The sequence below is a fragment of the Caldalkalibacillus thermarum genome, from assembly GCF_014644735.1.
Lineage (GTDB): Bacteria > Bacillota > Bacilli > Caldalkalibacillales > Caldalkalibacillaceae > Caldalkalibacillus > Caldalkalibacillus thermarum.
On sequence record NZ_BMKZ01000007.1, the window covers coordinates 52,892 to 77,655 of the forward strand.

The window sequence follows — 24,764 nt, forward strand, 5'->3', positions numbered from 1 at the left end:
CACGAAATGGGAGAGGGAACTGAAGAGATGCCTTATGATGATCAAATGTTTGACTATATCGTCAACAACGTGGCCGATTTTCTGTCCTACGTGGATCTCAATTCTGACCCTGATCAGTGACGAAGAGTACAACAGAGGCCTGGAGCAGATGAAAGCAGAGATTGAACGGGATCCTGAGGCCACTTATGTCCAAGAGTTCGCTGAACTGGAATGTTTGGCGGTCAAAGCATGAGGGAATAGTTTAATCACCTGTTGAAGATACTTTAGGGAGAAAAGAAGGAGGAAGCACAAGCATGACAGATAAGCAATACAAGTTAGCCACTTTTGCTGGAGGCTGTTTCTGGTGCATGGTTCCCCCGTTTGAGGAGCAAGAAGGAGTGATCCGCATTGTCTCCGGCTATACTGGCGGTCATAAACCGCACCCCACCTATGAGGAAGTGTGTGCGGGCACAACGGGTCATTATGAAGCGGTCCAAATCACCTATGATCCAGAACGCATCACCTACGATCAACTGTTAGATATCTTTTGGCGACAAATCGATCCGACTGACCCTGGAGGCCAATTTTATGACCGGGGCGACTCATACCGTACGGCTATCTTTTACCATGACGAAGAGCAACGGCAGAAAGCAGAGGTCTCCAAGCAGGCACTAGAGGAGAGCGGCATTTTTGATAAACCGATCGTGACTCAAATTCTCCCTGCTTCTCCTTTTTATCCAGCGGAGGAGTACCATCAAGATTATCACAAGAAAAACCCCTTCCGCTACAAGCTGTACCGCCTTGGCTCAGGCCGGGACGAGTTTATAAAGAAACATTGGCAAAAGGACGGAAACTAGGCGCTAGTCCACCCTGCTCTAAAAGTGATAAGGAGATCCATGGTTTGTTCATACAGATCTTCTCCTATCAATCGTTTTTGACCGGTTAATAATATTAAGGCACGGAAGATGCTGAGAACGAGCTTTCGTTAGATTTTGTAAGACATGATTGTGTTTCAGCAATGCCTCGTGAATAGCGGCCTCTTCTTGCTCAACAATGGCAAAATACAGTTCTTCTTATACAGATGACTGTCTAAGAAACAGAGAAGCAGAAAGGGTGCACTTTATGGGCTATACCATTCAAGCGATGACAAGTGAACATTGGGAACAGGTCCGGGATATATACTTAGAGGGGATTAAGACAGGGATGGCCACGTTTGAGACGGAGGCTCCCTCATGGTACGCATGGGATCAATCCCATCTTCGGCATTGCCGGCTGGTGGCCAAAGACGGGGAGGCTGTCCTGGGGTGGGTAGCCTTGAGTCCAGTATCAGGGCGTTGTGTGTATGCCGGGGTCGCTGAGGTCAGCATCTATATTGGGCAAAGGTACCGTGGCAGGGGAGTAGGGGCAGCATTGTTACATGCATTGATTAAAGAATCTGAAGATAACGGCATTTGGACTTTGCAATCCGGCATTTTTCCGGAGAATCAGTCCAGCCTTGCCTTACATAGAAAGTGTGGGTTTAGAGAAGTGGGGAGACGGGAACGGATCGGACAACTGAATGGAGTGTGGAAAGACATTATTCTGATGGAGCGGCGCAGTTCAGTGGTAGGAGTTTAGTTGTGATTAGACACATATTTGGTCTTGGCCAGTTTGGGGATAGGGATCATGAAAAATAAGGTCATTACTTGTTTCTAAAAATACAAAAAAATTGTTGACCTGTTCCGCCTGGATTAATCGGGGAGAGAAACAAAGGATCAATCAGTTTGTCTATAATGTTCTTGGTTAAGATGTTTTTAAGGAACCGGAAGTTTTGGAGCGTTGTCCCTTTGTGCCCATTCACTCGCATGCCCCCTTCCCGTTGAAGGTAAAGCATTCCGTGAAATCTATCAGGAGCACGGGGTGGATCTGCCGCTTGAACAATATGTTCAGTGTGTCGGCACCACATTTGCGCATTTTGATCCCTATGACTATCTGGAAGAGTGCCTGCAAAAACCTGTAGACCGCACTGCATTGAGTGAAAAGTTAAAGCAAAAACACCGTGTTTTAACTTACCTCCGACAGAAGTCTCCCACTTCTAAGCGAAGCGAAAGTGGGAGATGAATGTCGGTTTGATGTAGCCTCAATATGATGAGTGTGGTAAAATAAAATCAAACAAACGTTCGTGTTGTGGCAGGTGATGCGGATATGGCCAACAAAGCCTACAAATTCCGTCTGTATCCAACAAAAGAACAGGAACAACTGCTCGCCAAAACGTTCGGTTGCGTCCGCTTCGTCTATAACAAAATGCTTGAGGAACGCATACAAATTTATGAAAAGTTCAAAGACGACAAAGAAGCTTTGAAACAGCACAAATTTCCCACTCCGGCCAAGTACAAACGGGATTTTCCGTGGCTCAAAGAAGTCGATAGNCGTACACGACAAATGTGGTCAACGGAAACATTAAGCTTGCCGATGGCTATATCAAGTTACCCAAACTGAAATGGGTCAAATTGAAGCAACATCGGCAGATTCCTGTTCACCACATTATCAAGGCTTGTACGATCACGAAAACAAAAACAGGAAAATACTTCATCTCCATCCTGACAGAATACGAGCACCAACCGGTGCCAAAAGAAATAGAAAACGTTGTTGGGCTCGATTTTTCCATGAATACGCTGTATGTCGATAGCGAGGGTGAGAGAGCCAATTATCCTCGATTCTATCGGCAAGCCTTGGAAAAACTGGCCCGAGCTCAACGGGTGCTGTCACGCCGTAGGAAAGGTTCCAACCGTTGGCACAAACAGCGGCGGAAAGTCGCCCAGTTGCACGAAAAGATTGCCAACCAACGTCAGGATTTTCTGCATCAGGCTGCACGACAATTGGCCAACCGGTATGATGCGGTGGTGATTGAAGACCTCAACATGAAAGGGATGGCTCAAGCCCTCCATTTCGGTCAAAGCGTCCACGACAACGGTTGGGGCCTGTTCACTACTTTCCTTCAGTACAAGTTAGAAGAACAGGGAAAGAAGCTGATCAAAATTGACAAATGGTTCCCCTCATCCAAAACGTGTTCATGTTGTGGTCGAGTGAAGGTGTCTCTATCGCTTTCCGAACGTCTGTTTTGTTGTGAATGCGGTTTTGTGGCAGACAGAGACACCAATGCCGCCATCAATATCAAAAAGGAAGGTCTGAAACAGTTAGGGACTGCCTGACTGGATCTCGAACCGTGGGGCACACGGGGATCGCTCGGTCAACTTCCCATCATGAGATGGGATTACCCGAGAAGCCCCCACCTCTAAGCGTCAGCGTAGGTGGTGGGAGTATGTCACTGGAACACGAAACGTTACGTCCGGGGGTGCTAGCTTATTTACAAGAAGCGAAACAGCTGGGATTGAAAGTGGGGTTGGCTTCCAGCTCCAGTCATCAATGGGTGATGGAGCACCTTGAACAGCCAAATCAGCGGGACTGTATTGCGTCATTGTGCCTAATCCGACGACAGCGGCTTTGCCCTTTGAAGGGTTTGACTTACGTCTTCAGTCCATGGAAGAACTCAGTTTGCAGGAAGTGATTAACCGTATATTGTCAAGTCAAAGGAAGTCGTCTGCTGGGGGTAGAACAAATGCAAGGTGATCAGACCGTCGGGGTTACACCATGGGTCAGAGCATATCTGGATGTGTTAGGACTTCCCCTTAAGTCTCCTTCACTGTCCTACTTAAACGAGATTTGCCGTGCCCACTTAACTACATTTCCTTTTGAGAACATTAGTAAGCTTTTCCTTTACCGTGACAGAGAGAAACACGTGAATCCCATTCTCATGCTAGAGTCCTTTATTCAAGGGCACCAACAGTTTCAGTTTGGAGGCACCTGTTTTACGCTCAATGCCAACCTGTTGCTCTTGTTAAGGGAATTGGGTTTTCGCTGTTACCATGTCATGTTGAGCCAGGAACATATGGCCATTGTGGTGGTCTTTGAAGATGAAAAGAAGGTGTACGTGGACTGCGGAGCCGCTGCTCCGTTTTTTGAACCTATTCCCCTTGATGGAAAGGCATATACGGTCCGTTTCGGCCCGGAAGAGATTCGTCTGCAACCCCTGAGCAATACTGAAGATGTTTATATTTATGAACGGTTTTATAAAAGAAAACAGAATGGTAAAGTATGGCGGTTTGATGCTAACCAAAAGTATGAACTGTCAGACTTTGTACCCTTAATCGCCCAATCAAACCAGCCGGGAGCCCCCTTTATGTCTATCTTGCGTTGTCAGTTATGGCAATTAGACAAAAACAGAAGTGTCTCTTTGTTAAATCATGTGTTAACCATTCGTCATGCACATGGCCAGGAGGAGAAACTTGTTTTGCATTCCATAGAGGAAATAGAAGAAGTGTTACAGAATGATTTTGCTTTAGGCCGCCTGCCTGTACGGGAAAGCATTCAGGTCTTAAAGGAGTTAGGCATCGATATTTTCAGGAAATAAGCAAGAAACTGGAAACCACGGCTGAAATCTTAGAAAATAAAGAGAATGACAACACTTAAATTGGGGGAGAGAAGATGATCGAGTTACGCCATTTTGAACCGGCAGATTTTGACCAGCTGATTTCCTGGGTACCCACTCCTGAATTTCTGCTCCAATGGGGCGGGCCTGAATTCCGGTTTCCATTGGACAACGAACAGCTGGAGCGGTATATAGCTGGCGCTAACCGGGATGGGGCTGAGCGTCTGATTTATAAAGTGGTACACACCGAAACCCAAAAAGTGATTGGCCATATTTCACTGGGTAAAATTGACAGGGAGCATAGATCCGCCAGAATAGGGAAAGTGCTGGTCGGTGAACCCGCTATGCGCGGTCAAGGGATAGGAGAACAGATGGTAATTAGGAGTGAACATTGACTGATAAGGTAAAGGAGTTGATTCAATTGCTTCATCATGCCAATGTAACTCGGGAAGAGATTAAGGAGATTTTAACCAAGTACAAACGGATTGCTGTTGTGGGTCTGTCTGATAATCCCCACCGCACAAGTTACCAGGTAGCGGAGTATATGCAACAGGCGGGATACGAGATTATTCCGGTTAACCCTATGATTACTGAGTCATTAGGGCAAAAGGCTTATCCATCATTGAAGGATGTCCCCGGAAAGATCGATATTGTCAATGTGTTTCGGCACAGTGAGGATACAGTGGAACCAGCCAAAGAAGCAGTGGAGATTGGGGCGAAAGTGCTGTGGTTGCAGCTGGGTATTGTTAATGAAGAAGCATTTCGCATCGCCAGTGAAGCCGGGCTTAAAGTGATTATGGACCGGTGTATTAAAGTGGAACACGCCCTTTTAACTGGGAGCCGATAAATTGAGATTGTACCGCGATTTTTGCCACGTTTCTCACCTCCGTTCATTATACAGGCGTCTGTAAAGGATACAGGCGTCTGTAAAGGCTGACATAGCAGGTTTCCTTAATCGGTCGCTAAAGATTATGCACTTGGTGTTAATCTTAATATGCCCCAAACAAAAAGTGTGCTCTAGTCATGAGCACACCCACAACGTAACTAAAATGTGTACGTCCAAAATTCCTCGCGCTGGACCCAGCGCATGGCCTCAGGCTCTTCCGCTGCGATCTTTTGTTCCAACTCTTTCATCATCTCTTTTGTTTGGGATTGGTGGGCCTTCATGGCTGCGATCTTCTTATCTGCAACAGTGCTAATATCAATCACCACATCAGGTTTCCCGAGTGCTTCAAATCGCTGGGGCGAAATAGCCCTGCAGTATACAGTTGGACGGATTTCCTCAGGCATGCGGGCCACCGCTTCAACCGCGGCATAAGCCAGTGCATCATGGTCAGGGTGAATGGCATGTCCCGGGTAGAAAGTGATGACTAAAGAGGGGTGGATCTCGCTTAGAAGGTCTCCGATTTGGCTGATTAACCATTCCTCATCTTCAAATTCGAGGGTTTTGTCCCGCAACCCCAATAATCTTAAGTCTGAAATGCCCAGGATGGCGCAGGCCCGCTCTAATTCCTGCTTACGCAATTCAGGTAATGTTTCCCGGTTGGCCAGAACCGGATGCCCCATTCTGCGCCCCATTTCTCCAAGAGTGGCACAAATATAGGTAACAGGGATGCCGTATTGGTTCAGCAGGGCAATGGTTCCGGCAGCTACAAAAGATTCGTCGTCTGGATGGGGAAAAAGGACAACCACATGGCGTTCTTCTTGCAGCTCTCTTCCGGTCAAATAAGGCCACTCCTCTCTGTAGTCTTGATCGTAAACCGTTAATAAAAACATTAGTGATCGAACGGTTCTTCACTCAATTGCAGGGCAACCGTAAGATTGCCGCTGTCATCATACCCGGCAAGAAGCAGACGCCCGCGCTGGTCAATTACAAAGTGGGTCAATCCCTCTGCATAGACCCAGCCCAGATCCATCTTTAACCCCACCCGGTAAGGGCCGCTTCCCTTGATTTTACCATGCTGATAACGGATAAGCCCGTTACGTATGAAAGCACCCGCAACAAATGGTTTTCCAGCGTGATGGGCTGCATAGGCCCCGCTGGTTGTTTCCAAATGGAGAAACAGCTCTTTCCCTTTTAGACGTTCCAAACAGGATTGAACAGCATCCGCATTAATAGGTTTCATCCCGCAATCCCCTCATGAGTGTTTTATCGTTTTTGGTTGATTTAATACCATTTTATACTTTATACAATCAATAAATCATAATCTACGAAAAACAACAATTATGCAACCATGACAACGGCTTTCAGCCCTCTATCACACAGGGTTGAAAAGTTAATCTGCTCAGCTTACAGGAACAAATCGGGGGAATATGTTATCTTATATAGAGGCGGGATATCTATGATTTCAAGCACAGGGAATAGGAGTTTGAGCATGGTTAATCAAGGCTACACACATCTGTTTGTGAGCATTACCCTGGTAGCGGCCATTGTTTTTAATCTGGTGTGGCAGCACCCTTTTTTGTGGACGTTGTTGATTATTCCGTCTGTTGCGATTGTCTACACTTATCCCAATTGGAAGGTGGCAATCTTAACCGGGATATCGCTCACTGCTTTAAAATATGGTACGGAGCTGGTCATATTCAATCGGGAATCGGCTCAAGATCGTCTTGGTTCCTTAATGTTAGTGACGGCAATCATCTGGTCTGTCATCATGACACTGACCTACCTGAGGCACTTTAATGATCCATTTAGGAAAAAGCTGGAACAGAATGAACAGCAGTTACGTACCCTCATTAACGCCATGCCCGACTTTGTCTGTTTTAAGGATGGAAAAGGACGCTGGCTTGAAGTGAATCAATTTGGCTTGGAGCTTTTCCAACTCAAAAATGTTGCTTATAAGGGGAAAAAAGATTCTGAACTGGCCGAGTGCAGCCCGTTTCAACGGGAGGCTTTGTTAAACTGCGAGGTGTCAGATGAAAAAGCGTGGCAATCTAAAAGCATCGTACACTGTGAAGAGACTTTCCCGCAGCCTGATGGACAAACAAAAACCTTTGATGTGACCAAAGTGCCTTTATTTCATCCAGATGGCCGGCGCAAGGGACTTCTGGTGATTGGCCGGGATATCACAGCAAGAAAACAGGCAGAAGCAGAGTTGAGAGAGACGAAGGAGCGGTTGCAATTACTATTGGATGTCTGCCCAGTCGGCATCGGTGTGATTGTCGATGATAAAGTAGCTTTTATCAATGATGCGGGTGTGAAACTGCTGGGTGGATGCAGCGCCGCACAGATTGTCGGTCAATCTGTCTATAACTTTGTACACCCAGATTGTTTGGACGATGTAAAAGAGGTCCGAAAAAAGGTGCTTCTAGAAGGGTATTCCAGTATCCAAATTGAACGCAAGGTGACCCGTTTAGACGGGAAAGTGATCTTTGCTGAGATTACTTCGACGCGCATCACATATAGCGGAAAGCCAGCTACCCTTATCGTGGCCAAAGATATTACCAATCGCAAGCAATCGGAGGAGTTGCTTTTAAAATCGGAAAAACTGGCTGTGGTTGGGGAACTTGCTGCATGCGTGGCCCATGAAATCAAGAATCCGTTAACGTCACTTAAGGGGTTTGTACAGCTGTTACAATCGGGGCGTGGCGGCAAAAAGGAATACTTCTCCATTATGTTGTCGGAACTGGAACGCATTAATTTAATTGTCAGCGAATTTTTGTTACTGGCTAAAAAACCCCAGGCTTTAAACTTTCAGCACAAGGATGTGCAGGTCCTGCTCGAGCATGTGACCACCCTGCTGAACACCCAAGCCATTATGAACAATGTGGAAATTGTGACCCGCATAGCAGGGGATATCCCTCCTGTCTACTGTGATGAAAACCAATTGAAGCAAGTGTTTATTAACATCCTGAAAAACGCCATTGAAGCAATGCCGGACGGCGGCCAGGTGGTTGTGGATGTTAAGCGTGACGGTCCGGATCAAATCCTGGTGCGCATCAAGGATCAAGGGTGCGGCATTCCGGAAGAGTGTATGGCCAGGCTGGGTGAACCCTTTTACTCGACGAAAGAAAACGGGACGGGATTGGGTTTAACGGTGAGTCACAAAATTATTGAGGTGCATCAAGGACGGTTGGAGATTAAGAGCAAAGTAAATGAAGGTACGACAGTAGATATCATTTTGCCCGTTTTGGCTGATCGTCATAGAAGTTGATGCTGGCCGGCTGCGTTAAGCGATGTGCTGTTTTTCAAGGTGTCATAAAATGAAAATCAAAAAACAAGGGGGCACTGACTGTGGTCAATTTGAAACCATTGTTTGAGATTCAAAGGGCATTGGATGAAAAGATCATAGCCAAACATGGCCTCTATCAGCAAAATCTGATCCCTAAAAAGATTCTGGCCTTACAGGTGGAGCTGGGCGAACTGGCTAATGAAAGCCGCTGCTTTAAATTTTGGAGCGTGAAACCCCCTTCCCCGCGAGAGGTGATTTTAGAAGAATATGTGGATGCGCTCCACTTTGTGTTGTCCATTGGTTTGGAGAAAGGGTATGATCAGGTTGTCCGCGTTCAAAAACGACAGACCGAAGTGCCAGAAGTAGAAGCATTCCGCCAGGTGTTTGATTGTATCACCCGTTTTGCGGAGACGGAGGACAGCCAAGCTTATCAAGCGTTGTTCCAGTCTGTTCTGGATTTGGGGAATCGCTTGGGTTTTTCCTGGGAAGAAATCGAACAGGCTTATAAGAAAAAAAATGAAGTGAATCATCTGCGTCAAGAGCAAGGGTACTAAAAACCAAGGGGACTAAAAGAGGTGTCAACCATGAGCGTGGCTAAAGATGACCATCATCCCACTGCGGACCAGTATGTACAGAAGAACGAGGAATACCGCTTTTTCAGCTATCCTTACAAGGAAAACGGACAAACCTTCCGTACCGCTTACTTTTTTCCCAGGAAACAAGGAGCCGCCCATGTTTGCGGATTTTTGGTGATTGATGAGGCGGGCGAGGCCATCTCCCGTGAAAAGGCCGTGCGGATCAACCAAGCCTTTAATCTCTACAATCTGCTGTTTAAACGTTTTCAAGGGGATTGGGGGGATGTGGTTGAACAGGATCTGCGCAAGTTTGAAAGTGTTGTGGAACACTTTGAGGCGCTTGAGGCGTTTCGTCCAGCCGACCGGCGTTTAAGGGAGATGATCGATCAAGCACATGAGGCGGTCCGCCAGGTGCTAGACTGTCAGGACCGGATTTATCAACTTGATCTGGATGCGATTGAACTGGGGAAGAAAAAACGGGAACAACAGTATATTGACCCTGAGATCAACCGGGAAGTGCAGCGGATTATCGACGACTTTGAATACGCCCTGTTCAAACAATATGATGTCCAGTATCAAGCCATTCCAGTTTGTGATGAATTTGTCCGTCACTTGAAAGAGCATAAGCCTGCCAGGCCGTGGAAGAAACATCTTAAAAGGGTTAAGCGCATTTTGAAACGCATGAAAAAAAATGCTCTGAAGCATGAACACCGTCTGAAAGACAGGGCTAAGGACCCCCGTAATTCCCGCTATTATCAAGCGTTGTACGCCGAATGGGAAGCGATGGTACGCAACCGGTGATACTGATGGAAAAAAACATGTCTCTGCGTACCAAAATGCTGATCCTGTCCTTTACGCTGGTCTTGAAAGGGGGAAATACATGTGCCCAATGTTGATCATCTTTCTGGCTGCCATGAATGTATTCATGATCCTTTATGCACCGCAACCCCTGCTGCCTTTGTTTGCCGAAGACTTTGGGGTCTCCATTCCAACGGCAAGTTTGACTATAGCCGTGACGATTATTGCCCTGGCCATTGCTTCTCTGCTCCTGGCGCCTGCTTTTGACAAATGGAGAAGAAAAAAAGTGATGCTGTTTGCCAGTATCGCCCTCATCTGGCCAAGTGTCATGTTGTGCATCACCCAACCGTTTTCAATGGTCTTGTTCTGGCGCATCCTGTATGGCCTGTTCATACCAGGTGTCACAGCGGTGATGATGGCCTACATTGCAGAAGAATTTCCTCCGGAACAACGGGGCAGGGTCATGGGAGTCTATGTCAGTGCCAATGTGGCAGGGGGATTGCTGGGCCGGGTCATATCAGGTCCTATTGCTGAAGCCTATTCATGGCAAGCTGTTTTTGGTGCCCTTGCCTTGTATTCAACCCTTATTTCGTTGTTGATATGGAAGTTATTGTCAAATTCCCAACATCAACCGCAACGCAGTGAACAAAGCTTTTTAGTTCACTTTAGAAATCCAGCGTTACTAGGGACTTTCTTGATCGGGTTTTCTCAGTTTTTCGCGTTTATTGGTTTTTTTACATATATCCCTTTCTATGCAAGCACAGCCCCTTTTCAGTTAACCGTCACTCAAATTTCATTATTGTATCTTACTTACGCTTTTGGCATTTTATCAGCTCCCATTGCGGGATTTCTATCTGACAAAATCGGCAGGCGGACCACCATGGCCGCAGGGCATGTCATCGGCGCAATGGGTATCCTGCTAACGCTCTGGCCCTCTGTTCCGTCGCTGCTCATTGGTTCGTCATTGTTGACACTTGGCAACTTTGCCTCCCAGTCGGCAGCCACCGCTTATGTGACAGATGTTGCCCTTGAGTCACGGGGGGCCGCCACATCTCTATATCTGTTTTTTTTCTATGTGGGAGGAAGTTTGGGGGCCTGGCTGCCAGGCTTTCTGTGGAATGACTTTGGATGGCGAGGTCTCGTGGTGATAACCGTCAGTATGCTTGTGTTAGCCTTATTGAGCAATATTTTGCTGACCAAAAGACACGGTCAGCACCATGATCCCATTCGCTCTTCTGCTCCACCATCTTAAATCCGGTATCTTGTCAAAGTGTTCATGAGTTCCTCATCAGGTCAACCAACGACTCTACACTCAGTGGTCGGCTCAAGTAATACCCTTGTCCCAGCTGGCAGCCCCAATCTCGTAAAACATTGAGCTGCTCTTTGGTTTCAATTCCCTCTGCCACCACCGTCATTCCCAGCTTGTGTGCCACAGAAAGCATGGCCTTAACCAGGGCTTCTTGTTCTTCGTCAGCGGGCAACCCTTCGATAAAGCTGCGGTCGATCTTCAGTTTATCCAGTTTGAGCCGGCGCAAATAGTGCAATGAACTATAACCTGTTCCAAAATCATCCAGGGCTAAGACCACGCCCAGTTGCTTCAGTTGGTCCATCACCTCGGCCACTTGTTCCAGTTTATCCACCATGGTATGCTCAGTCAGTTCCAGCTCCAAATCATGTCCAGTCAAGCCATACTGCTGTAAAGATCCATGACTTGGATCGCATGCCGGAATCGTTCTCCCAGCATGGCCAACAACTCATCACCGGCCCGCTGGCCGAGCCAGTCATTCACCTGTTGAAAGCGATCCAAATCAACCAGACAGACCGCTAAACCATTTTTACGATCAAGCGGTGAGTCTGGCCCAGCAATTCGTCGCGGCTATAGCCGGAAATGCGGCAAAACTCATCATTGACATAAGTGATACGTCCCTTGGGATCGGTTATAGCCACAATGGTCGTTTCATTCAGGGCATGAAGCAAAGCGGACAAATCTTCCAGTGAATGGCCTAGAAGTTCCTCTAAAAGCCGGTTCATTTCCTGCTTCTTCACTTCATCCAAGTGCACAGTGGTCCGTTTTTGTCCAGTCCGTTTATCAGCATCATGATCGAAGCTCATGCTGCCCTCTCCTTTAATATAAAGATACTGCACCTCACAGGTAAGAGTCTCAGTCGTTGATTTGACATACAATGTTCATCATAACACACCATAGGGACATGTCATATATTACATATCATAATATGAGCCGTTCTCGGCGTCTATTAAAATTGCGCTAAGACGGATGAACCAGATGAAAATAACAAAACCCCTTCTGAACCTTTAAGTTCAAAAGGGGTTTGTCTTCAGTCTGGCTGCGACCGCAAAGTTGCCGTTAGTGGCTGTTTATACCCACAATTTGGGACACCGTGATCTACAACACCTGCCGGACAGCTTGAAGGGCTTGCTCATAATCAGGGTGATTGGTGACTTCAGGGACATATTCCACATATCTGATACGGTTGTCGTGGTCAATGACAAAAATGGACCGGGTCAACAAACGCAATTCCTTAATGACCACACCGTAAGCCATGCCAAATGAAAGGTCCCGGTGGTCAGATAACACTTGCACTTTGTCCACGCCGCTTGCAGCGCACCAACGTTTTTGGGCAAAGGGTAAATCGACGCTAATCGTTAAAATAGAGACGCCTTCCAATTGGGCTGCTTCTTCATTGAAACGTCTGGTCTGCTGGTCACAAACTCCCGTGTCAATAGACGGGACCACACTGATCAGCCGTACAGTTCCCTGAGAGTCTGCCAGCGTAACCTCATTAAGATTGTTATCCAGTACGGTAAAATCAGGTGCCTGATCCCCCGCTTTGACTTGGTTGCCCAACAATGTGACCGGTTGGCCTTTAAAGGTCACTTGTGTCATGATGAACCCTCCTTCAACATATCATGGTACTGTCTAAACTATCACATTTATGGTCATATGGCTACTTTTATGCTTAGAAATGTTCATTTTTACAACAGGTCTGGCTTAGACATGGGGTTTATAGCCCAATTCAGTTGATATCTGCACAGCGGCCTGTTGCGTTTTTTCTTTAATCAAAGCTTCCCTTTCTCCGGTAAAGCGCATATTCAACCCGCTTACCCCGAGGGCAGCCACTACCTTTCCGGTATGGTCTCTGACTGGAAAAGAAAGGCCGACTGTTCCGAGATCTTGTTCACCCCGGCTGACGGCAAATCCATTGCGGCGGATGGTATTAATTTCTTGCTCCAGTTCTTCCAAGCTGGTGATGGTATTAGCGGTAAAGGGCTGAAACTTGATATGCTTCAATATCTTGTTCCGTTCCTCTTCCGGCATGTAAGCCAAAAGCAGTTTGGGACCTGACCCCACGTAAAAAGGAGAGCGCTTCCCGACGCGGGTATACAGCCTTAAGTCTTGGTTGGTTTCCACCTTTTCGATGTACACCGCTTGATCCCCGTCGGCAATGACCAGGTGGACAATCTCTTCAATCTCTTGACAGAGCCGCTCCATGTGGGGTAAAGCGATTTTACGCAACTCCAGCTGTTCTGAGACGATGGTACCCAGCTCCAATAATTTAAGGCCCAGCCTGTACCGAATATCCTGATCCGTGTACTTTTTCTTAACCAGAAAACCGCACATCTCCAGGGAAGTGAGCAGCCGGTACACGGTTGGTTTGGACAGATTCACTTTTTTGGCAATTTGGCTTAAACTGAGTTCAGCTTGCTCGCCCGTGAATAAATCCAATAATTTCAGTGCCCGGATGACGCTTTGATTCATCTTTTTTCTCCTTTGCGGGATCATCATAATTGCAATATTCACAATTTATGCTGGCTATACCTTAAGTATAGGGACAGTCATTTTCAAAATCAAACCGGGCTGAAGCTTAGCCAATCATCATAAGCTCAGCCCCCTGTAGCATACCCTTTAAGTAGCATACCCTTTAAGGAATTTGGGCTCAGCTTTTTGAAACTGATTGAACAGAAACGTTAAAAACAACTGACTGATGCCATGAAAATGTTGCTCTTTTAAAAAGATGAGGTCCAGGTTACGCTTAATGTTCAGCGCATCTTGGATCGGCACCACGCAAATGTTTTCAGTGCGGATTTCTTCTTCTACAGTAAACCGGGACAGGAGCGCGATACCGATTTTTTGCTTGACCATTTGTTTCATGGCTTCAATATTGTCGATTTCCAACACAATGTTGGGTTCAACCCCGGCCTTTTTAAAAGCGCCATAGATTAATGCCCAGTCTGCGGTTCCCCGGTTAAAGCAGATGAGCGGTTCGTTCACAATTTTTTTGAGACTGATCTGTTTGAATGAACTAAAAGGGTGACCGGGATAGACGGCTAAGACGATTTCATCATAAATAAGCGGAATATTTTCCACTTTCGGATGGGTGACGCTGCGGGCGATACCGAAAGGGACATCGTGTGCCAGCACCATATCCAGCACTTCCATGGAACTTCTGGTATGAATGCATAACTTGATATAGGGGTATTGATCGTAAAATTTTTTCGTGATTTGGGGCAATAAATAGTTAGAGGCGATGTTGACCGTGGCAAATTCCAATTCCCCGGCCAGCACATTGTTTGTGTTTTGAACGGATAACTTTCCTTCTTGATAATGGCGGATGATTTCTTCGGCAAAAGGCAGAAACGCTCTTCCCGCATGATTAAGGCCGATTGCTTTGGCAGAACGGTCAAACAGAGAGCAGCCGAGTTCGTTTTCCAACGCTTTAATCCGCGCGCTGATAGAAGGCTGCGTTAAGTACAACCGTTCGGCTGCCTTGCTGAAACTTCCCGTTTTGGCGACATGCACAAACGCCTCGATATGCTTGATATCCAGCTGACTTCCCCTCCAGTTTGTATTAAAAATTCGTATGATTAACTATAGAAAAAATCTATTAGACTTTTGTCCAAAGTATAGATTATGATGATACCAAAATCAATCCCCTCAACCTCTGTTGACTAGTAAAAATAATCTGAAGTTTTAATGTGGATTTAACTTACCTTCATCTTTCCATGTGAGAGAGGGTATGCCCAGCATGTTATCCTCTCTCATCATGGCTATTTTTATAGGAGGTCGCAGCATGAAACTGTTTATCTCTGCAGATATGGAAGGAATTACGGGGCTTGTTGATGAGAGTTTTGTTGACCCAAGCAAGCACAATTATGCGCGCGGTCAGGAAATCATGACCCAAGAGGTGAATCACGTCATTGAAACAGCTTTGCACCATGGTTGCCGGGAAGTAATTGTCAATGACAGCCATTCCAGGATGAATAATTTACTGATTGAAAAGTTGCATCCTGAGGCCCAGCTTATCTCCGGTGGTGCCAAGCCTTATTCAATGGTCCAAGGCTTAGATGACTCGTTTTCGGCGGCTATCTTTGTCGGCTATCACGCCAAAGCATCTCATCAAGGCGTGCTGAGCCACTCCATGACCTTCGGCGCCAGACGTATGTATATCAATGACACGGAGGTCGGTGAGTTGGGTTTCAACGCCTATGTGGCCGGATATTATGGCGTGCCCGTGATTATGGTTGCCGGGGATGACCAGACGGCACAAGAAGCGGAAGCTCTGATTCCGGGCGTGACAACAGCTGTCGTCAAAAAGGCCATCTCCCGCACCTCTGCACTATGTTTAACCCCTGAAAAAAGCGGACAACTGTTGCGTGAAAAAACAGCACAGGCACTAAGCAACCTTGGTCAAGTGCAGCCACTTGTGCCTCCGCAACAACCGGTTTTACGCATTGAATTTGCCAATTACGGCCAAGCGGAATACGCCAGTCTTATGCCCGGCGCGGAGATTGAAACAGGAACGACCGTTAAATTTCAGGCCAAACATATTTTGGAAGCCTACCAGGCCATGCTGGTGATGACGAAGTTAGCGACCCACGCAACCTTTTGCTAGGGAGGGGATCAGGCTTTGGGCAAGTTTATTCTCCGCCGCTTTTTAACCATGATCGTGACGGTGTGGGTCATCATTACGCTCACCTTCATCCTCATGCATGCCATTCCCGGGTCCCCATTTGACAGTGAACGGACAACGAATGAGGCGGTCACCCGGAACTTAATGGCCCATTACAATCTGGATCAGCCCAAATATGTGCAATACGTGACTTACCTTAAGTCCCTCATCCAGCTGGATTTGGGTCCTGCCATCACACATACGGAAACCGTCAATGAGATCATCACCAGAGCCTTTCCAGTTTCCTTTTTCCTAGGCGCTGTTGCTTTAGGTTTTGCCATTATTTCGGGGATCGCACTGGGTGTGATGGCTGCCTTGAGACATAACGGCATGATTGATCATATGGCCATGATCATTTCCGTTATCGGCATTTCAATCCCTAATTTTATTCTGGCCACCCTTTTAATCCAGTACGTTGCAGTTGAGTGGGGATTGCTCCCGGTGGCGACATGGGGAACGTGGAAACATGTCATATTACCGGCCTTGGCCCTTTCCACCGGGCCCCTGGCCATCATTGCCCGTTTGACACGCTCAAACATGCTGGACGTGCTCACTCAAGATTATATTCGTACAGCAAAAGCAAAAGGCCTTGCTCCGGCCACGATCATCATCAAGCATGCCTTGCGCAATGCACTGCTGCCCGTCGTCACTGTGCTCGGAACTCTACTGGCCGGTGTGTTGACTGGAACGTTTGTGATCGAAAAAATTTTTGCCATTCCCGGTATGGGCAAATATTTTGTAACCGGCATCAATCACAGGGATTATCCGGTCATTATGGGGACGACGATCTTTTACAGCGTGATTCTGGTGATCATGATGTTCCTGGTCGATATTGCCTACGGGCTGCTTGATCCTCGCATCAAACTGCATAAGAAGGAGGAATAACATGGAGCAGTCACTGCAGAGAGAGCCCGTAAACCCGCCGGACCATTTATTCGTTCCTCTGGAAAAGGATCAACAAGCGGCCGAAATGGTCGTCCGCCCCGCGTTAAACTATTGGCAAGATGCCTGGCTAAGGTTGAAAAAGAACAAGTTAGCCCTGTCTGGACTGGTTATTATTATTTTCTTAATTGTGATGGCCATATTCGGACCGATCATTTCTCCTTATGATTATTCTGATCAGAATCTGAGCAAGGCGAACCAGCCCCCGTCGTGGGAACATTGGTTCGGTACCGATGATTTGGGAAGAGATGTGTTCACCCGGACGTGGTACGGAGCCAGAATTTCATTGTTTATCGGCATCCTGGCAGCTTTGATTGACTTTGTCATCGGCATCATTTACGGGGGGATTTCCGGGTATCTGGGAGGGCGGACTGACCATTACATGATGAGAGTGATAGAGATTTTGTATGGCCTGCCTTACTTGCTGGTCGTGATCTTACTGATGGTGGTCATGGGTCCCGGCTTATTCACCATTATCGTTGCCCTGACCATCACCGGTTGGACAGGGATGGCCCGGATCGTCAGAGGCCAGGTCCTGCAACTGAAAAACTATGAGTATGTCCTGGCTGCCAGAACACTCGGAGCAAGCGTGCCGCGGATGATCAGAAAACATTTACTGCCTAACACGATGGGACCGATTATCGTGCAGATGACCTTGACCGTTCCGACGGCGATCTTTGCCGAGGCGTTTTTAAGCTTCTTGGGTTTGGGGGTTCAAGCACCGGTCGCCAGTTGGGGCGTGATGGCTGATGACGGGCTGTCCACCATTTTGTCCGGTCATTGGTGGCGCTTGTTTTTCCCGGCCTTCTTTATCTCTTTGACCATGTTTGCCTTCAATGTTCTTGGTGACGGGTTGCAAGATGCGCTTGATCCGAAACTAAGGAGGTAGGCGGCGGTGAGCGAGCAGATTCTTGAAGTTAATCAGTTGCACGTGACGTTCAAAACATACGGGGGAGAAGTCCAAGCCGTCAGAGGCGTCAGTTTTTCCTTGGCCCAAGGGGAAACGCTAGCCATTGTGGGTGAATCCGGGTGCGGCAAAAGTGTGACCGCCCAAAGTATCATGCGCCTCATTCCCGAACCGCCGGGGCGTATCACAAGCGGTTCCATCATATATAAAGGAAAAGATTTGACCAAGCTGTCCGACCGCCAGATGCGCAACATTCGCGGTCCGGAGATTGCGATGATTTTCCAGGATTCGATGACGTCATTAAATCCGACGATCAAAGTCGGAGAACAATTGATTGAAGGTTTGACCAAGCACCGCCCGGTCTCCAGAAAAGAGGCCAGGGCCGAAGCCGTCAAATATATGCAGTTGGTCGGGATCCCCTATCCCGAGGAACGTTTGAAACAATACCCCCATCAATTCAGCGGCGGTATGAGACAACGCTTGATGATTGCCATGGCCCTTATCACCCAGCCTTCCATTTTGATTGCTGATGAACCGACTACCGCGTTGGATGTGACCATTCAAGCCCAGATTATTGAATTGTTCAAGCAGATTCAAGCCGAAACCGGTGTTTCCATCATCATGATTACCCATGACCTGGGGGTTGTGGCCCAAATCGCGGACAGGGTGAGTGTCATGTATGCCGGCAAAATTGTCGAATCTGGTTCCGTCAAAGACATTTTTAAACATCCGCAACATCCCTACACCAAAGGGTTGTTGCAATCAATTCCCCGTTTGGATCAAAGCCGTCACAAGCCGCTGATTCCGATTCCGGGGACACCACCGGATTTGTTTGCGCCTCCGCCCGGATGCCCGTTTGTGGACCGCTGCCCCTATGCGCTGGAAGTGTGCAAGCATTATGAGCCGCCGGTGACCGATGTGACCAGGTCTCATCGCGTCTCTTGCTGGCTGCAAGACGAACGGGCCAAACCGCTGATTACGATTAAGGGAGGTGGTGCTATCAGTTAGGAAGAAACCAGGCGGCTTGACGTGGTATGGATACCTGAAACATTTTCTAAGGGGGGTAGCCAGGTGAAAAGATCTGTTTTTATGTTATTGATCTTCCTGCTGGGCTTTGCTTTGCTTGTCTCCGGCTGTGTGCCCAATCCGGAACCGGTGGACAACCAGACAGATAATGGGGATCAAGCAGAGAACAATGACCAAGGGCAGAGCGGAGAAAAAATCCTGCTGTTGAACAATGGACAGGAACCCACATCCTTAGACCCGCAAATCGCTTTTGACTCTTATTCCAATAACATTTTGAACAACTTCATGGAAGGGTTGACCCGTCTCGGCCCAGATCATACGCCGGAACCGGCGATCGCAGAGACTTGGGAGGTTTCTGACGACGGCAAAACGTACACCTTCAAAATTCGGGATAATGCGTACTGGTCCAATGGTGATCCGGTCACTGCCGAAGAGTTTGAGTATGCCTGGAAACGTTTGCTTGATCCTGAAACAGGATCTCCCGCCGCTTTTTTGGCGTATTTAATTGAAGGGGCTGAGGATTTTAATGCCGGAGAAGGGTCCAGGGATGATGTACAAGTCAAAGCCTTAGATGACAAAACGTTGGAAGTCACCCTTGTGTCACCGCAAGCATACTTTTTAAGTATCATCTCTAATCCTTCGTTTTTCCCGGTGCATAAAGCCACAGTGGAAGCCAATCCTGATTTCGCCAAGAAGGCCGACACGTTAATGGCTAACGGTCCTTTTGTGATTACAGAGTGGAAGCATGACAGTGAAGTGGTGATGAAGAAAAATGAATACTACTGGGATGCTGACAACGTGAAATTAGACGGTGTGGTCTGGAAAATGGTCAGTGACCCAAATACGGAATATCAGCTGTATCAAACCGGTGAATTGCACACATCCGGTGTGCCCGCAGATTTAAGCGAGCAGCTGTTTGAAAGTGGCGAGGTTCAAATCGCTGACCAATCCGGGACCTATTTCTTCCGGTTTAATGTGGAAATGGAACCCTTCCATAACCAAAACATCAGAAAGGCCTTCTCCATGGCTGTCGACCGTCAAGCTATTGTCGACCACATTACGAAAAGACAGGAGAAACCGGCTTATGGCTTCGTTGCCTATGGGTTCCCTGACCCAGCGGGCGGAGACTTCCGTGAAGTTGGCGGTGATCTGCAAAAATATGATCCTGAAGAAGCCAGACGCCTGTTAGAAAAAGGGATGGAGGAAGAAGGCTATACGCAACTTCCACCCATTACATTAACGTACAATACGAGCGATGAGCATAAGAAAATTGCGGAAGCGCTGCAAGCCATGTTTAAGGATGTGTTAGGCGTAGAAATTGAATTGGCCAATCAAGAATGGGGCGTCTTTTTGGAAGCGCAAAAGAACCTTGAACTGCAATTTTCACGCTCCTCCTTCTTGGCTGACTTTGCCGATCCCATTAATTATTTGAAAAGTTTCCAAACTGGCAATCCGATGAACAGAACGGGCTGGTCCAACGAAGAATATGACCGGTTGATCCAAGAGGCGAACATGGAAGCAGACGAAGCCAAACGCTTTGAAATGATGCACAGAGCAGAAGAAATCCTGTTTGAAGAAGCCCCGATTTTCACGTTGTATTTCTATAACCGGGCCTATCTGCAAAAACCGGAAGTGACCGGTATCGTCAGACATCCGGTTGGCTGGCTCGAGTTAAAATGGGCAGATATTAACAATTAAAAGCCTGAGGGGTGTTCATTCTCACTTAGAATGAACCCCCTCTTTACGATTAACCCTTAGCCTGAAAGCGCATAGATGAGAAACCCGAGGTGAATAACCGTGCTGAAGCTCAAACCCCACGCCCTCAGGCGGGGAGACCGGATCGCTGTCATTGCGCCGGCCAGCTGGCCTGATCGGGAAAAAACGCTTAAAGCTTTTCAATTTTTAAAAGCAAGGGGATTGGAGGTTGTCTATGGGGAAGCTCTGGCCAGACAATACGGATATCTGGCTGGAACAGACCAAGAAAGGGTGGAGGAACTCCATCAAGCTTTTGCTGATCCAGATATCAAAGCTGTGTTTTGTGTCTGCGGAGGATATGGAACAGCCCGCATAGCGGCTCATATCAACTATGAGCTTATTCAAGCGCATCCCAAAATCTTTTGGGGTTACAGTGATATTACATTTTTACTTAATGCCATCTACCAAAGGACGGGACTTGTCACTTTTCACGGGCCGATGCTCAGTTCCGACCTGGGGCTGGAAGATGTGCATCCTTTAACACAAGAAACCTTTGAACAATTGTTTGCGCCGACGGCATTATACTACACCAATGCCCTTCAGGCGTTGGAGACGATTGTCCCCGGCAAGGCGGAAGGACCGCTTGTGGGAGGTAATTTGTCTTTGCTCGTCAGCACTTTGGGAACGCCCTTTGAAATCGATACCCGCAACAAAATTTTGTTTATTGAGGAAGTGGATGAAGAGCCTTATCGCATTGACCGGATGCTGAATCAATTGAAAATGGCCGGTAAATTGGAACAGGCAGCCGGCATCGTGTTGTGCGATTTTCACAATTGCCAACCGGTAAAAAGAAAGCAGTCACTCACGCTGGATCAAATTTTTAAAGACCATATTGCACCGCTTCAAAAACCGACTCTCTCCGGATTTAAAATCGGCCATTGCTCACCCAATTTAGCCGTTCCGATCGGTGTGATGGCGAGTATGGATACACACAAGCAAGCATTGGTGATTCAGGAACCAGGTGTTAGTGATTGAGAAGCGCGAGGAGTGAAATGATCACATGGTCATCACGGACATTCAAACAGAGCGCCAAACGATTTTGTTAAATAAACCGTTTAAAACAGCATTGCGGACGGTCACCCATGCCCAATCGGTGATTGTGCGGCTGAGCGTGGACAACGGTTTATGCGGGTGGGGGGAAGCGGTGCCGACGATGATGATTACCGGCGAAAGCATAGAAAGCATAGAAGCGGCCATTTGTCAGACGCTTAAACCGCTGCTCCTCGGCCAAAATGTACTCAACTACGAATCTGTGTTTCATTTGTTGCATCATTCATTCGTGGGTAATTCCAGTGCCAAGGCAGCTGTAGATATGGCGATATATGATGTGCTTGCCCAATACTTTAACCTCCCCTTATACCAGCTGCTCGGAGGGGATCAGCGGGATGGGCAGGACAAAATAGAAACGGATTGTACCATCAGCGTGAATGCTCCCGAAGAAATGAGCAAAGACGCCTGTCAATATGTGCATAACGGTTTTCGTATCTTAAAAGTCAAAGTTGGCAGGGACGACATTGACAGGGACATTCTCAGAATCAGGGCCATTCGTGATGCAGTAGGGCCTGATGTGAAGATCAGAATAGATGCGAACCAAGGTTGGAAGGTAAAGGAAGCGATCCGGGCGATCAAGAAAATGGAGGATATGGGCTTGGACATCGAGCTGGTTGAGCAACCAGTCAAAGCCCATGATATTGATGGACTAAAAAAAATCACCGATGCCGTTTACACCCCAATTATGGCCGATGAAAGCATCTTTTCTCCTGAAGATGCCTTTGAGGTCTTGAAACGCCGGGCGGTTGACTTGATCAATATCAAACTGATGAAGTGCGGCGGCATTTTTAAAGCGGAACTGATCAACCGCATGGCAGAAGCATGCGGTGTGGAATGCATGGTTGGCAGTATGATCGAGTCGTTTATATCGGTAACCGCTGCTGCACATTTTGCCGCCAGTAAACGTAACATTACCCGTTTTGATTTCGATGCGCCCCTGATGTTAACCTCTAAAAACATTGAAGGCGGTATCAGTTACGAAGGGAACAAAGTGCGCCTGCCCAATCGGCCGGGGATGGGCATTATCTCTGTCAAGGAATGGGGGGATGTATATGAAGCCCAAACATGAAGAGGTAAAGACCAAAAAGATGGTTGTCTGTGTGTCGGTAGCAACAGTATGGACGGAGCCGGATTCGCCACGGTTCATTGATCAGTTGGCCCTCAACAATCCCGTGGATATCCGCGGTTGGTTAACTAGCATGACCCTCGACGAACGATTGAAACTGTGCACCGACAACTTGGTTCAAACCCAAGCGCTGTATGGCACGGTCGTGCATGTCCTTGAAGAACAAGAGCAGTGGGCCAAAGTGGTCATTCCCATCCAACCCAGCCGTAAAGACGAACGGGGCTACCCGGGATGGATGCCGCTCCGCCAACTGTCCTCTGTTCCTGTTGATTATGAGGAGCAGCCATGGATGGCCGAAGTCACTTCAGCAACAACCGTGCTATTTGCCACCCTGCAAGATTTGAAAAGAAATAATCACAAAAACGGTATGGAGGTCAGTTTTTTAACGAGATTGCCTGTTATAAACCAAGGCCATGCCGGCAAATCTTTAACAGAAACCATGGCTGCGGGATATGTTGAAGTGTTGACCCCCCATGGTCCCCGTTTTCTGAAGGCAGATCACGTCCGGGTATTTCATGGCCAAACATCCCTCATCCCGTCAAGCGGAGACGCCATTGTTGAGACGGCAAAAAAGTTTTTAGACCTTCCTTATCTGTGGGGCGGCATGAGTGCCTTTGGCTACGATTGCTCCGGCTTTGCTTACTCTGTGTACCGTTATCATGGTATTACCTTGCCACGGGATGCGTCAGATCAAGTGCAAGTGGGCACTCCGGTGGGCCGGAATGAACTAGAGGCCGGAGATTTGTTGTTCTTCGCTTATGAGCAAGGGCGGGGTTCTGTGCATCATGTGGGCATCTATGCGGGAGATGATCACATGATTCATTCTCCCAAAACGGGTAAGTCAATTGAAATCATACCTTTAAAAAAAAGCGTGTACGAACAGGAATTTTGCGGTGGCAGAAGATATATTTCATCACCCCACGTTTCTCCAATCCTTTGATGTGGACAGTTGATGTGGCAGCTTGGAGGTGAGCACATGGTGAGGAAACTGCTAGAGGTTAAACATCTAAAAAAATATTTTCGGATGGGCAAGAGACAAATTTTAAAAGCGGTTGATGATGTCACATTTGATATTTATCAAGGGGAAACGTTCGGTCTGGTTGGGGAATCAGGATGCGGGAAGTCGACGCTGGGGCGTACCATTATCCGCTTATACGATCGTACCGAGGGGCAAGTCCTCTTCGATGGTGAAGATGTGCATAAGATGACACCCAAACAGATGAAACGCTTCAACCGGCGGGCGCAAATGATTTTTCAAGACCCGTACGCCTCCCTTAACCCGCGTATGACCGTTGCCGACATTATTGCCGAAGGTATAGATATACACGGATTGCTTACAGGAAAGAAGCGCCTGGAACGCGTGTACGAACTGTTAGAGATAGTAGGCTTAAACAAAGACCACGCCAACCGGTTCCCCCATGAATTCAGCGGCGGTCAGCGGCAAAGAATCGGGATTGCCCGCGCCCTGGCCTTGAACCCCGAGTTTATCATTGCTGATGAGCCTATCTCAGCTCTCGATGTCTCTGTGCAGGCCCAAGTGGTCAACTTATTGAAACGTCTGCAGGAAGAACAGCAACTGACTTTTCTGTTTATTGCCCATGACTTGGCCATGGTTAAGCATATCAGTGACCGCATTGGGGTTATGTATCTGGGCCATATGGTGGAGCTCGCTGAAAGTGAGCAACTGTATGACAACCCCTTGCATCCGTATACACAAGCGTTGCTATCGGCCATACCCGTTCCAGATCCTGAAATTGAAGAAAAGCGTGAACGGATCATTTTACAAGGTGAGGTCCCCAGCCCGATCAATCCTCCAAGCGGATGTGTCTTTCGGACGAGGTGTCCGGCTGCCCAAAAGGTTTGTGCCGCAGTCAAACCGGCCTGGCAAGAAGTTGAACCCCAACATTTCGTGGCTTGCCATCTTTACCAATAATATGCACTTATATCGTTTCATATCGTCTTTTTTTCTCTCCATGCAAAAACCCTAGCGGATCGTC

The 24,764-nt window shown here is 47.5% G+C and carries 28 protein-coding genes and 1 pseudogene; 21 read left to right on the forward strand and 8 right to left on the reverse strand.

Annotation, left to right across the window (positions count from 1 at the left end):
• Nucleotides 1–34 precede the first annotated feature (34 nt).
• The 8 genes and pseudogenes from IEW48_RS04305 to IEW48_RS04345 all read left to right on the forward strand — a co-directional run bounded on the left by IEW48_RS04305 (nt 35) and on the right by IEW48_RS04345 (nt 5,294).
• Nucleotides 35–232 (forward strand): hypothetical protein, encoded by a 198-nt coding sequence (locus IEW48_RS04305; protein ID WP_188622725.1) that lies wholly within the window; start codon nt 35–37, stop codon nt 230–232.
• A gap of 61 nt (nt 233–293) precedes the next feature.
• Nucleotides 294–836, forward strand: coding sequence for a peptide-methionine (S)-S-oxide reductase MsrA (gene msrA / locus IEW48_RS04310; RefSeq protein ID WP_007505073.1), 543 nt, complete (start codon nt 294–296; stop codon nt 834–836).
• A gap of 265 nt (nt 837–1,101) precedes the next feature.
• Nucleotides 1,102–1,596 carry a GNAT family N-acetyltransferase gene (locus IEW48_RS04315; protein WP_188622726.1) on the forward strand — a complete coding sequence of 165 codons (495 nt, stop codon included), beginning with the start codon at nt 1,102–1,104 and terminating at the stop codon, nt 1,594–1,596.
• A 282-nt stretch (nt 1,597–1,878) separates the two neighbouring features.
• Nucleotides 1,879–2,079, forward strand: a complete 201-nt coding sequence (locus tag IEW48_RS04325) for a hypothetical protein (RefSeq protein ID WP_188622728.1) — start codon at nt 1,879–1,881, stop codon at nt 2,077–2,079.
• Nucleotides 2,080–2,163: 84 nt separating this feature from the next.
• Nucleotides 2,164–3,170 (forward strand): annotated as a pseudogene (locus IEW48_RS04330) (RNA-guided endonuclease InsQ/TnpB family protein).
• A 407-nt stretch (nt 3,171–3,577) separates the two neighbouring features.
• Nucleotides 3,578–4,429: an arylamine N-acetyltransferase gene (locus IEW48_RS04335; protein WP_188622729.1), complete on the forward strand. Its 852-nt coding sequence runs from the start codon at nt 3,578–3,580 to the stop codon at nt 4,427–4,429.
• A 74-nt stretch (nt 4,430–4,503) separates the two neighbouring features.
• Nucleotides 4,504–4,842 (forward strand): GNAT family N-acetyltransferase, encoded by a 339-nt coding sequence (locus tag IEW48_RS04340; RefSeq protein WP_083813856.1) that lies wholly within the window; start codon nt 4,504–4,506, stop codon nt 4,840–4,842.
• Entirely contained in the window at nt 4,839–5,294 is a 456-nt protein-coding gene (locus tag IEW48_RS04345) for a CoA-binding protein (protein WP_188622730.1), read from the forward strand. Before IEW48_RS04340 ends, IEW48_RS04345 begins: the two co-directional genes overlap by 4 nt.
• A gap of 197 nt (nt 5,295–5,491) precedes the next feature.
• On the opposite strand, the gene bshB2 is transcribed toward IEW48_RS04345, so the two are convergent.
• Nucleotides 5,492–6,223 (reverse strand): bacillithiol biosynthesis deacetylase BshB2, encoded by a 732-nt coding sequence (gene bshB2 / locus IEW48_RS04350; protein WP_229703941.1) that lies wholly within the window; start codon nt 6,221–6,223, stop codon nt 5,492–5,494.
• Nucleotides 6,223–6,573 carry a YojF family protein gene (locus IEW48_RS04355; RefSeq protein WP_188622731.1) on the reverse strand — a complete coding sequence of 117 codons (351 nt, stop codon included), beginning with the start codon at nt 6,571–6,573 and terminating at the stop codon, nt 6,223–6,225. Before IEW48_RS04355 ends, bshB2 begins: the two co-directional genes overlap by 1 nt.
• 249 nt (nt 6,574–6,822) lie before the next feature.
• Between IEW48_RS04355 and IEW48_RS04360 the strand changes: the two genes are divergently transcribed.
• The 4 genes from IEW48_RS04360 to IEW48_RS04375 all read left to right on the forward strand — a co-directional run bounded on the left by IEW48_RS04360 (nt 6,823) and on the right by IEW48_RS04375 (nt 11,244).
• Nucleotides 6,823–8,601: a PAS domain-containing sensor histidine kinase gene (locus IEW48_RS04360; RefSeq protein WP_188622732.1), complete on the forward strand. Its 1,779-nt coding sequence runs from the start codon at nt 6,823–6,825 to the stop codon at nt 8,599–8,601.
• A gap of 80 nt (nt 8,602–8,681) precedes the next feature.
• Nucleotides 8,682–9,173 (forward strand): dUTP diphosphatase, encoded by a 492-nt coding sequence (locus tag IEW48_RS04365; RefSeq protein WP_007504110.1) that lies wholly within the window; start codon nt 8,682–8,684, stop codon nt 9,171–9,173.
• A 30-nt stretch (nt 9,174–9,203) separates the two neighbouring features.
• Nucleotides 9,204–9,995, forward strand: a complete 792-nt coding sequence (locus IEW48_RS04370; RefSeq protein WP_188622733.1) for a hypothetical protein — start codon at nt 9,204–9,206, stop codon at nt 9,993–9,995.
• Nucleotides 9,949–11,244 (forward strand): MFS transporter, encoded by a 1,296-nt coding sequence (locus IEW48_RS04375; protein ID WP_371874819.1) that lies wholly within the window; start codon nt 9,949–9,951, stop codon nt 11,242–11,244. The genes IEW48_RS04370 and IEW48_RS04375 overlap by 47 nt, the downstream gene beginning before the upstream one ends.
• 22 nt (nt 11,245–11,266) lie before the next feature.
• On the opposite strand, the gene IEW48_RS04380 is transcribed toward IEW48_RS04375, so the two are convergent.
• The 6 genes from IEW48_RS04380 to IEW48_RS04405 all read right to left on the reverse strand — a co-directional run bounded on the left by IEW48_RS04380 (nt 11,267) and on the right by IEW48_RS04405 (nt 14,877).
• On the reverse strand, nt 11,267–11,677 hold the full coding sequence (locus IEW48_RS04380) for an EAL domain-containing protein (protein ID WP_188622735.1): 411 nt from the start codon (nt 11,675–11,677) through the stop codon (nt 11,267–11,269).
• Nucleotides 11,674–11,799, reverse strand: a complete 126-nt coding sequence (locus IEW48_RS04385; protein WP_229703942.1) for a diguanylate cyclase domain-containing protein — start codon at nt 11,797–11,799, stop codon at nt 11,674–11,676. Before IEW48_RS04385 ends, IEW48_RS04380 begins: the two co-directional genes overlap by 4 nt.
• Nucleotides 11,800–11,816: 17 nt before the next feature.
• A complete protein-coding gene (locus IEW48_RS04390) occupies nt 11,817–12,104 on the reverse strand; it encodes a PAS domain S-box protein (protein ID WP_188622736.1) in 288 nt (95 codons plus the stop codon).
• A gap of 292 nt (nt 12,105–12,396) precedes the next feature.
• Nucleotides 12,397–12,897 (reverse strand): thiol peroxidase, encoded by a 501-nt coding sequence (tpx, locus tag IEW48_RS04395; protein WP_007504094.1) that lies wholly within the window; start codon nt 12,895–12,897, stop codon nt 12,397–12,399.
• A 105-nt stretch (nt 12,898–13,002) separates the two neighbouring features.
• The gene (locus tag IEW48_RS04400; protein ID WP_188622737.1) at nt 13,003–13,770 is read right to left on the reverse strand and encodes an IclR family transcriptional regulator; all 768 of its coding nucleotides are present in this window, start codon (nt 13,768–13,770) and stop codon (nt 13,003–13,005) included.
• Nucleotides 13,771–13,917: 147 nt separating this feature from the next.
• Nucleotides 13,918–14,877, reverse strand: a complete 960-nt coding sequence (locus IEW48_RS04405; RefSeq protein ID WP_308747455.1) for a LysR substrate-binding domain-containing protein — start codon at nt 14,875–14,877, stop codon at nt 13,918–13,920.
• Between the two features lie 205 nt (nt 14,878–15,082).
• On the opposite strand from IEW48_RS04405, the gene dppA reads away from it, so the two are divergent.
• The 9 genes from dppA to IEW48_RS04450 all read left to right on the forward strand — a co-directional run bounded on the left by dppA (nt 15,083) and on the right by IEW48_RS04450 (nt 24,700).
• Complete coding sequence (dppA, locus tag IEW48_RS04410; RefSeq protein ID WP_188622739.1) at nt 15,083–15,904, forward strand: D-aminopeptidase DppA; 822 nt, start codon at nt 15,083–15,085, stop codon at nt 15,902–15,904.
• Nucleotides 15,905–15,919: 15 nt separating this feature from the next.
• A complete protein-coding gene (locus tag IEW48_RS04415) occupies nt 15,920–16,846 on the forward strand; it encodes an ABC transporter permease (RefSeq protein ID WP_188622740.1) in 927 nt (308 codons plus the stop codon).
• A gap of 1 nt (nt 16,847) precedes the next feature.
• Entirely contained in the window at nt 16,848–17,792 is a 945-nt protein-coding gene (locus IEW48_RS04420; RefSeq protein ID WP_188622741.1) for an ABC transporter permease, read from the forward strand.
• Between the two features lie 6 nt (nt 17,793–17,798).
• Entirely contained in the window at nt 17,799–18,818 is a 1,020-nt protein-coding gene (locus IEW48_RS04425) for an ABC transporter ATP-binding protein (RefSeq protein ID WP_188622742.1), read from the forward strand.
• Nucleotides 18,819–18,899: 81 nt separating this feature from the next.
• Nucleotides 18,900–20,534, forward strand: coding sequence for a peptide ABC transporter substrate-binding protein (locus IEW48_RS04430; RefSeq protein ID WP_188622756.1), 1,635 nt, complete (start codon nt 18,900–18,902; stop codon nt 20,532–20,534).
• A gap of 102 nt (nt 20,535–20,636) precedes the next feature.
• The gene (locus IEW48_RS04435) at nt 20,637–21,566 is read left to right on the forward strand and encodes a S66 peptidase family protein (protein WP_188622757.1); all 930 of its coding nucleotides are present in this window, start codon (nt 20,637–20,639) and stop codon (nt 21,564–21,566) included.
• Nucleotides 21,567–21,591: 25 nt separating this feature from the next.
• Nucleotides 21,592–22,710, forward strand: coding sequence for a mandelate racemase/muconate lactonizing enzyme family protein (locus IEW48_RS04440; protein WP_188622743.1), 1,119 nt, complete (start codon nt 21,592–21,594; stop codon nt 22,708–22,710).
• Nucleotides 22,688–23,707 (forward strand): C40 family peptidase, encoded by a 1,020-nt coding sequence (locus IEW48_RS04445; RefSeq protein ID WP_188622744.1) that lies wholly within the window; start codon nt 22,688–22,690, stop codon nt 23,705–23,707. Before IEW48_RS04440 ends, IEW48_RS04445 begins: the two co-directional genes overlap by 23 nt.
• A 36-nt stretch (nt 23,708–23,743) precedes the next feature.
• The gene (locus IEW48_RS04450) at nt 23,744–24,700 is read left to right on the forward strand and encodes an ABC transporter ATP-binding protein (RefSeq protein WP_188622745.1); all 957 of its coding nucleotides are present in this window, start codon (nt 23,744–23,746) and stop codon (nt 24,698–24,700) included.
• Nucleotides 24,701–24,764 lie beyond the last annotated feature (64 nt).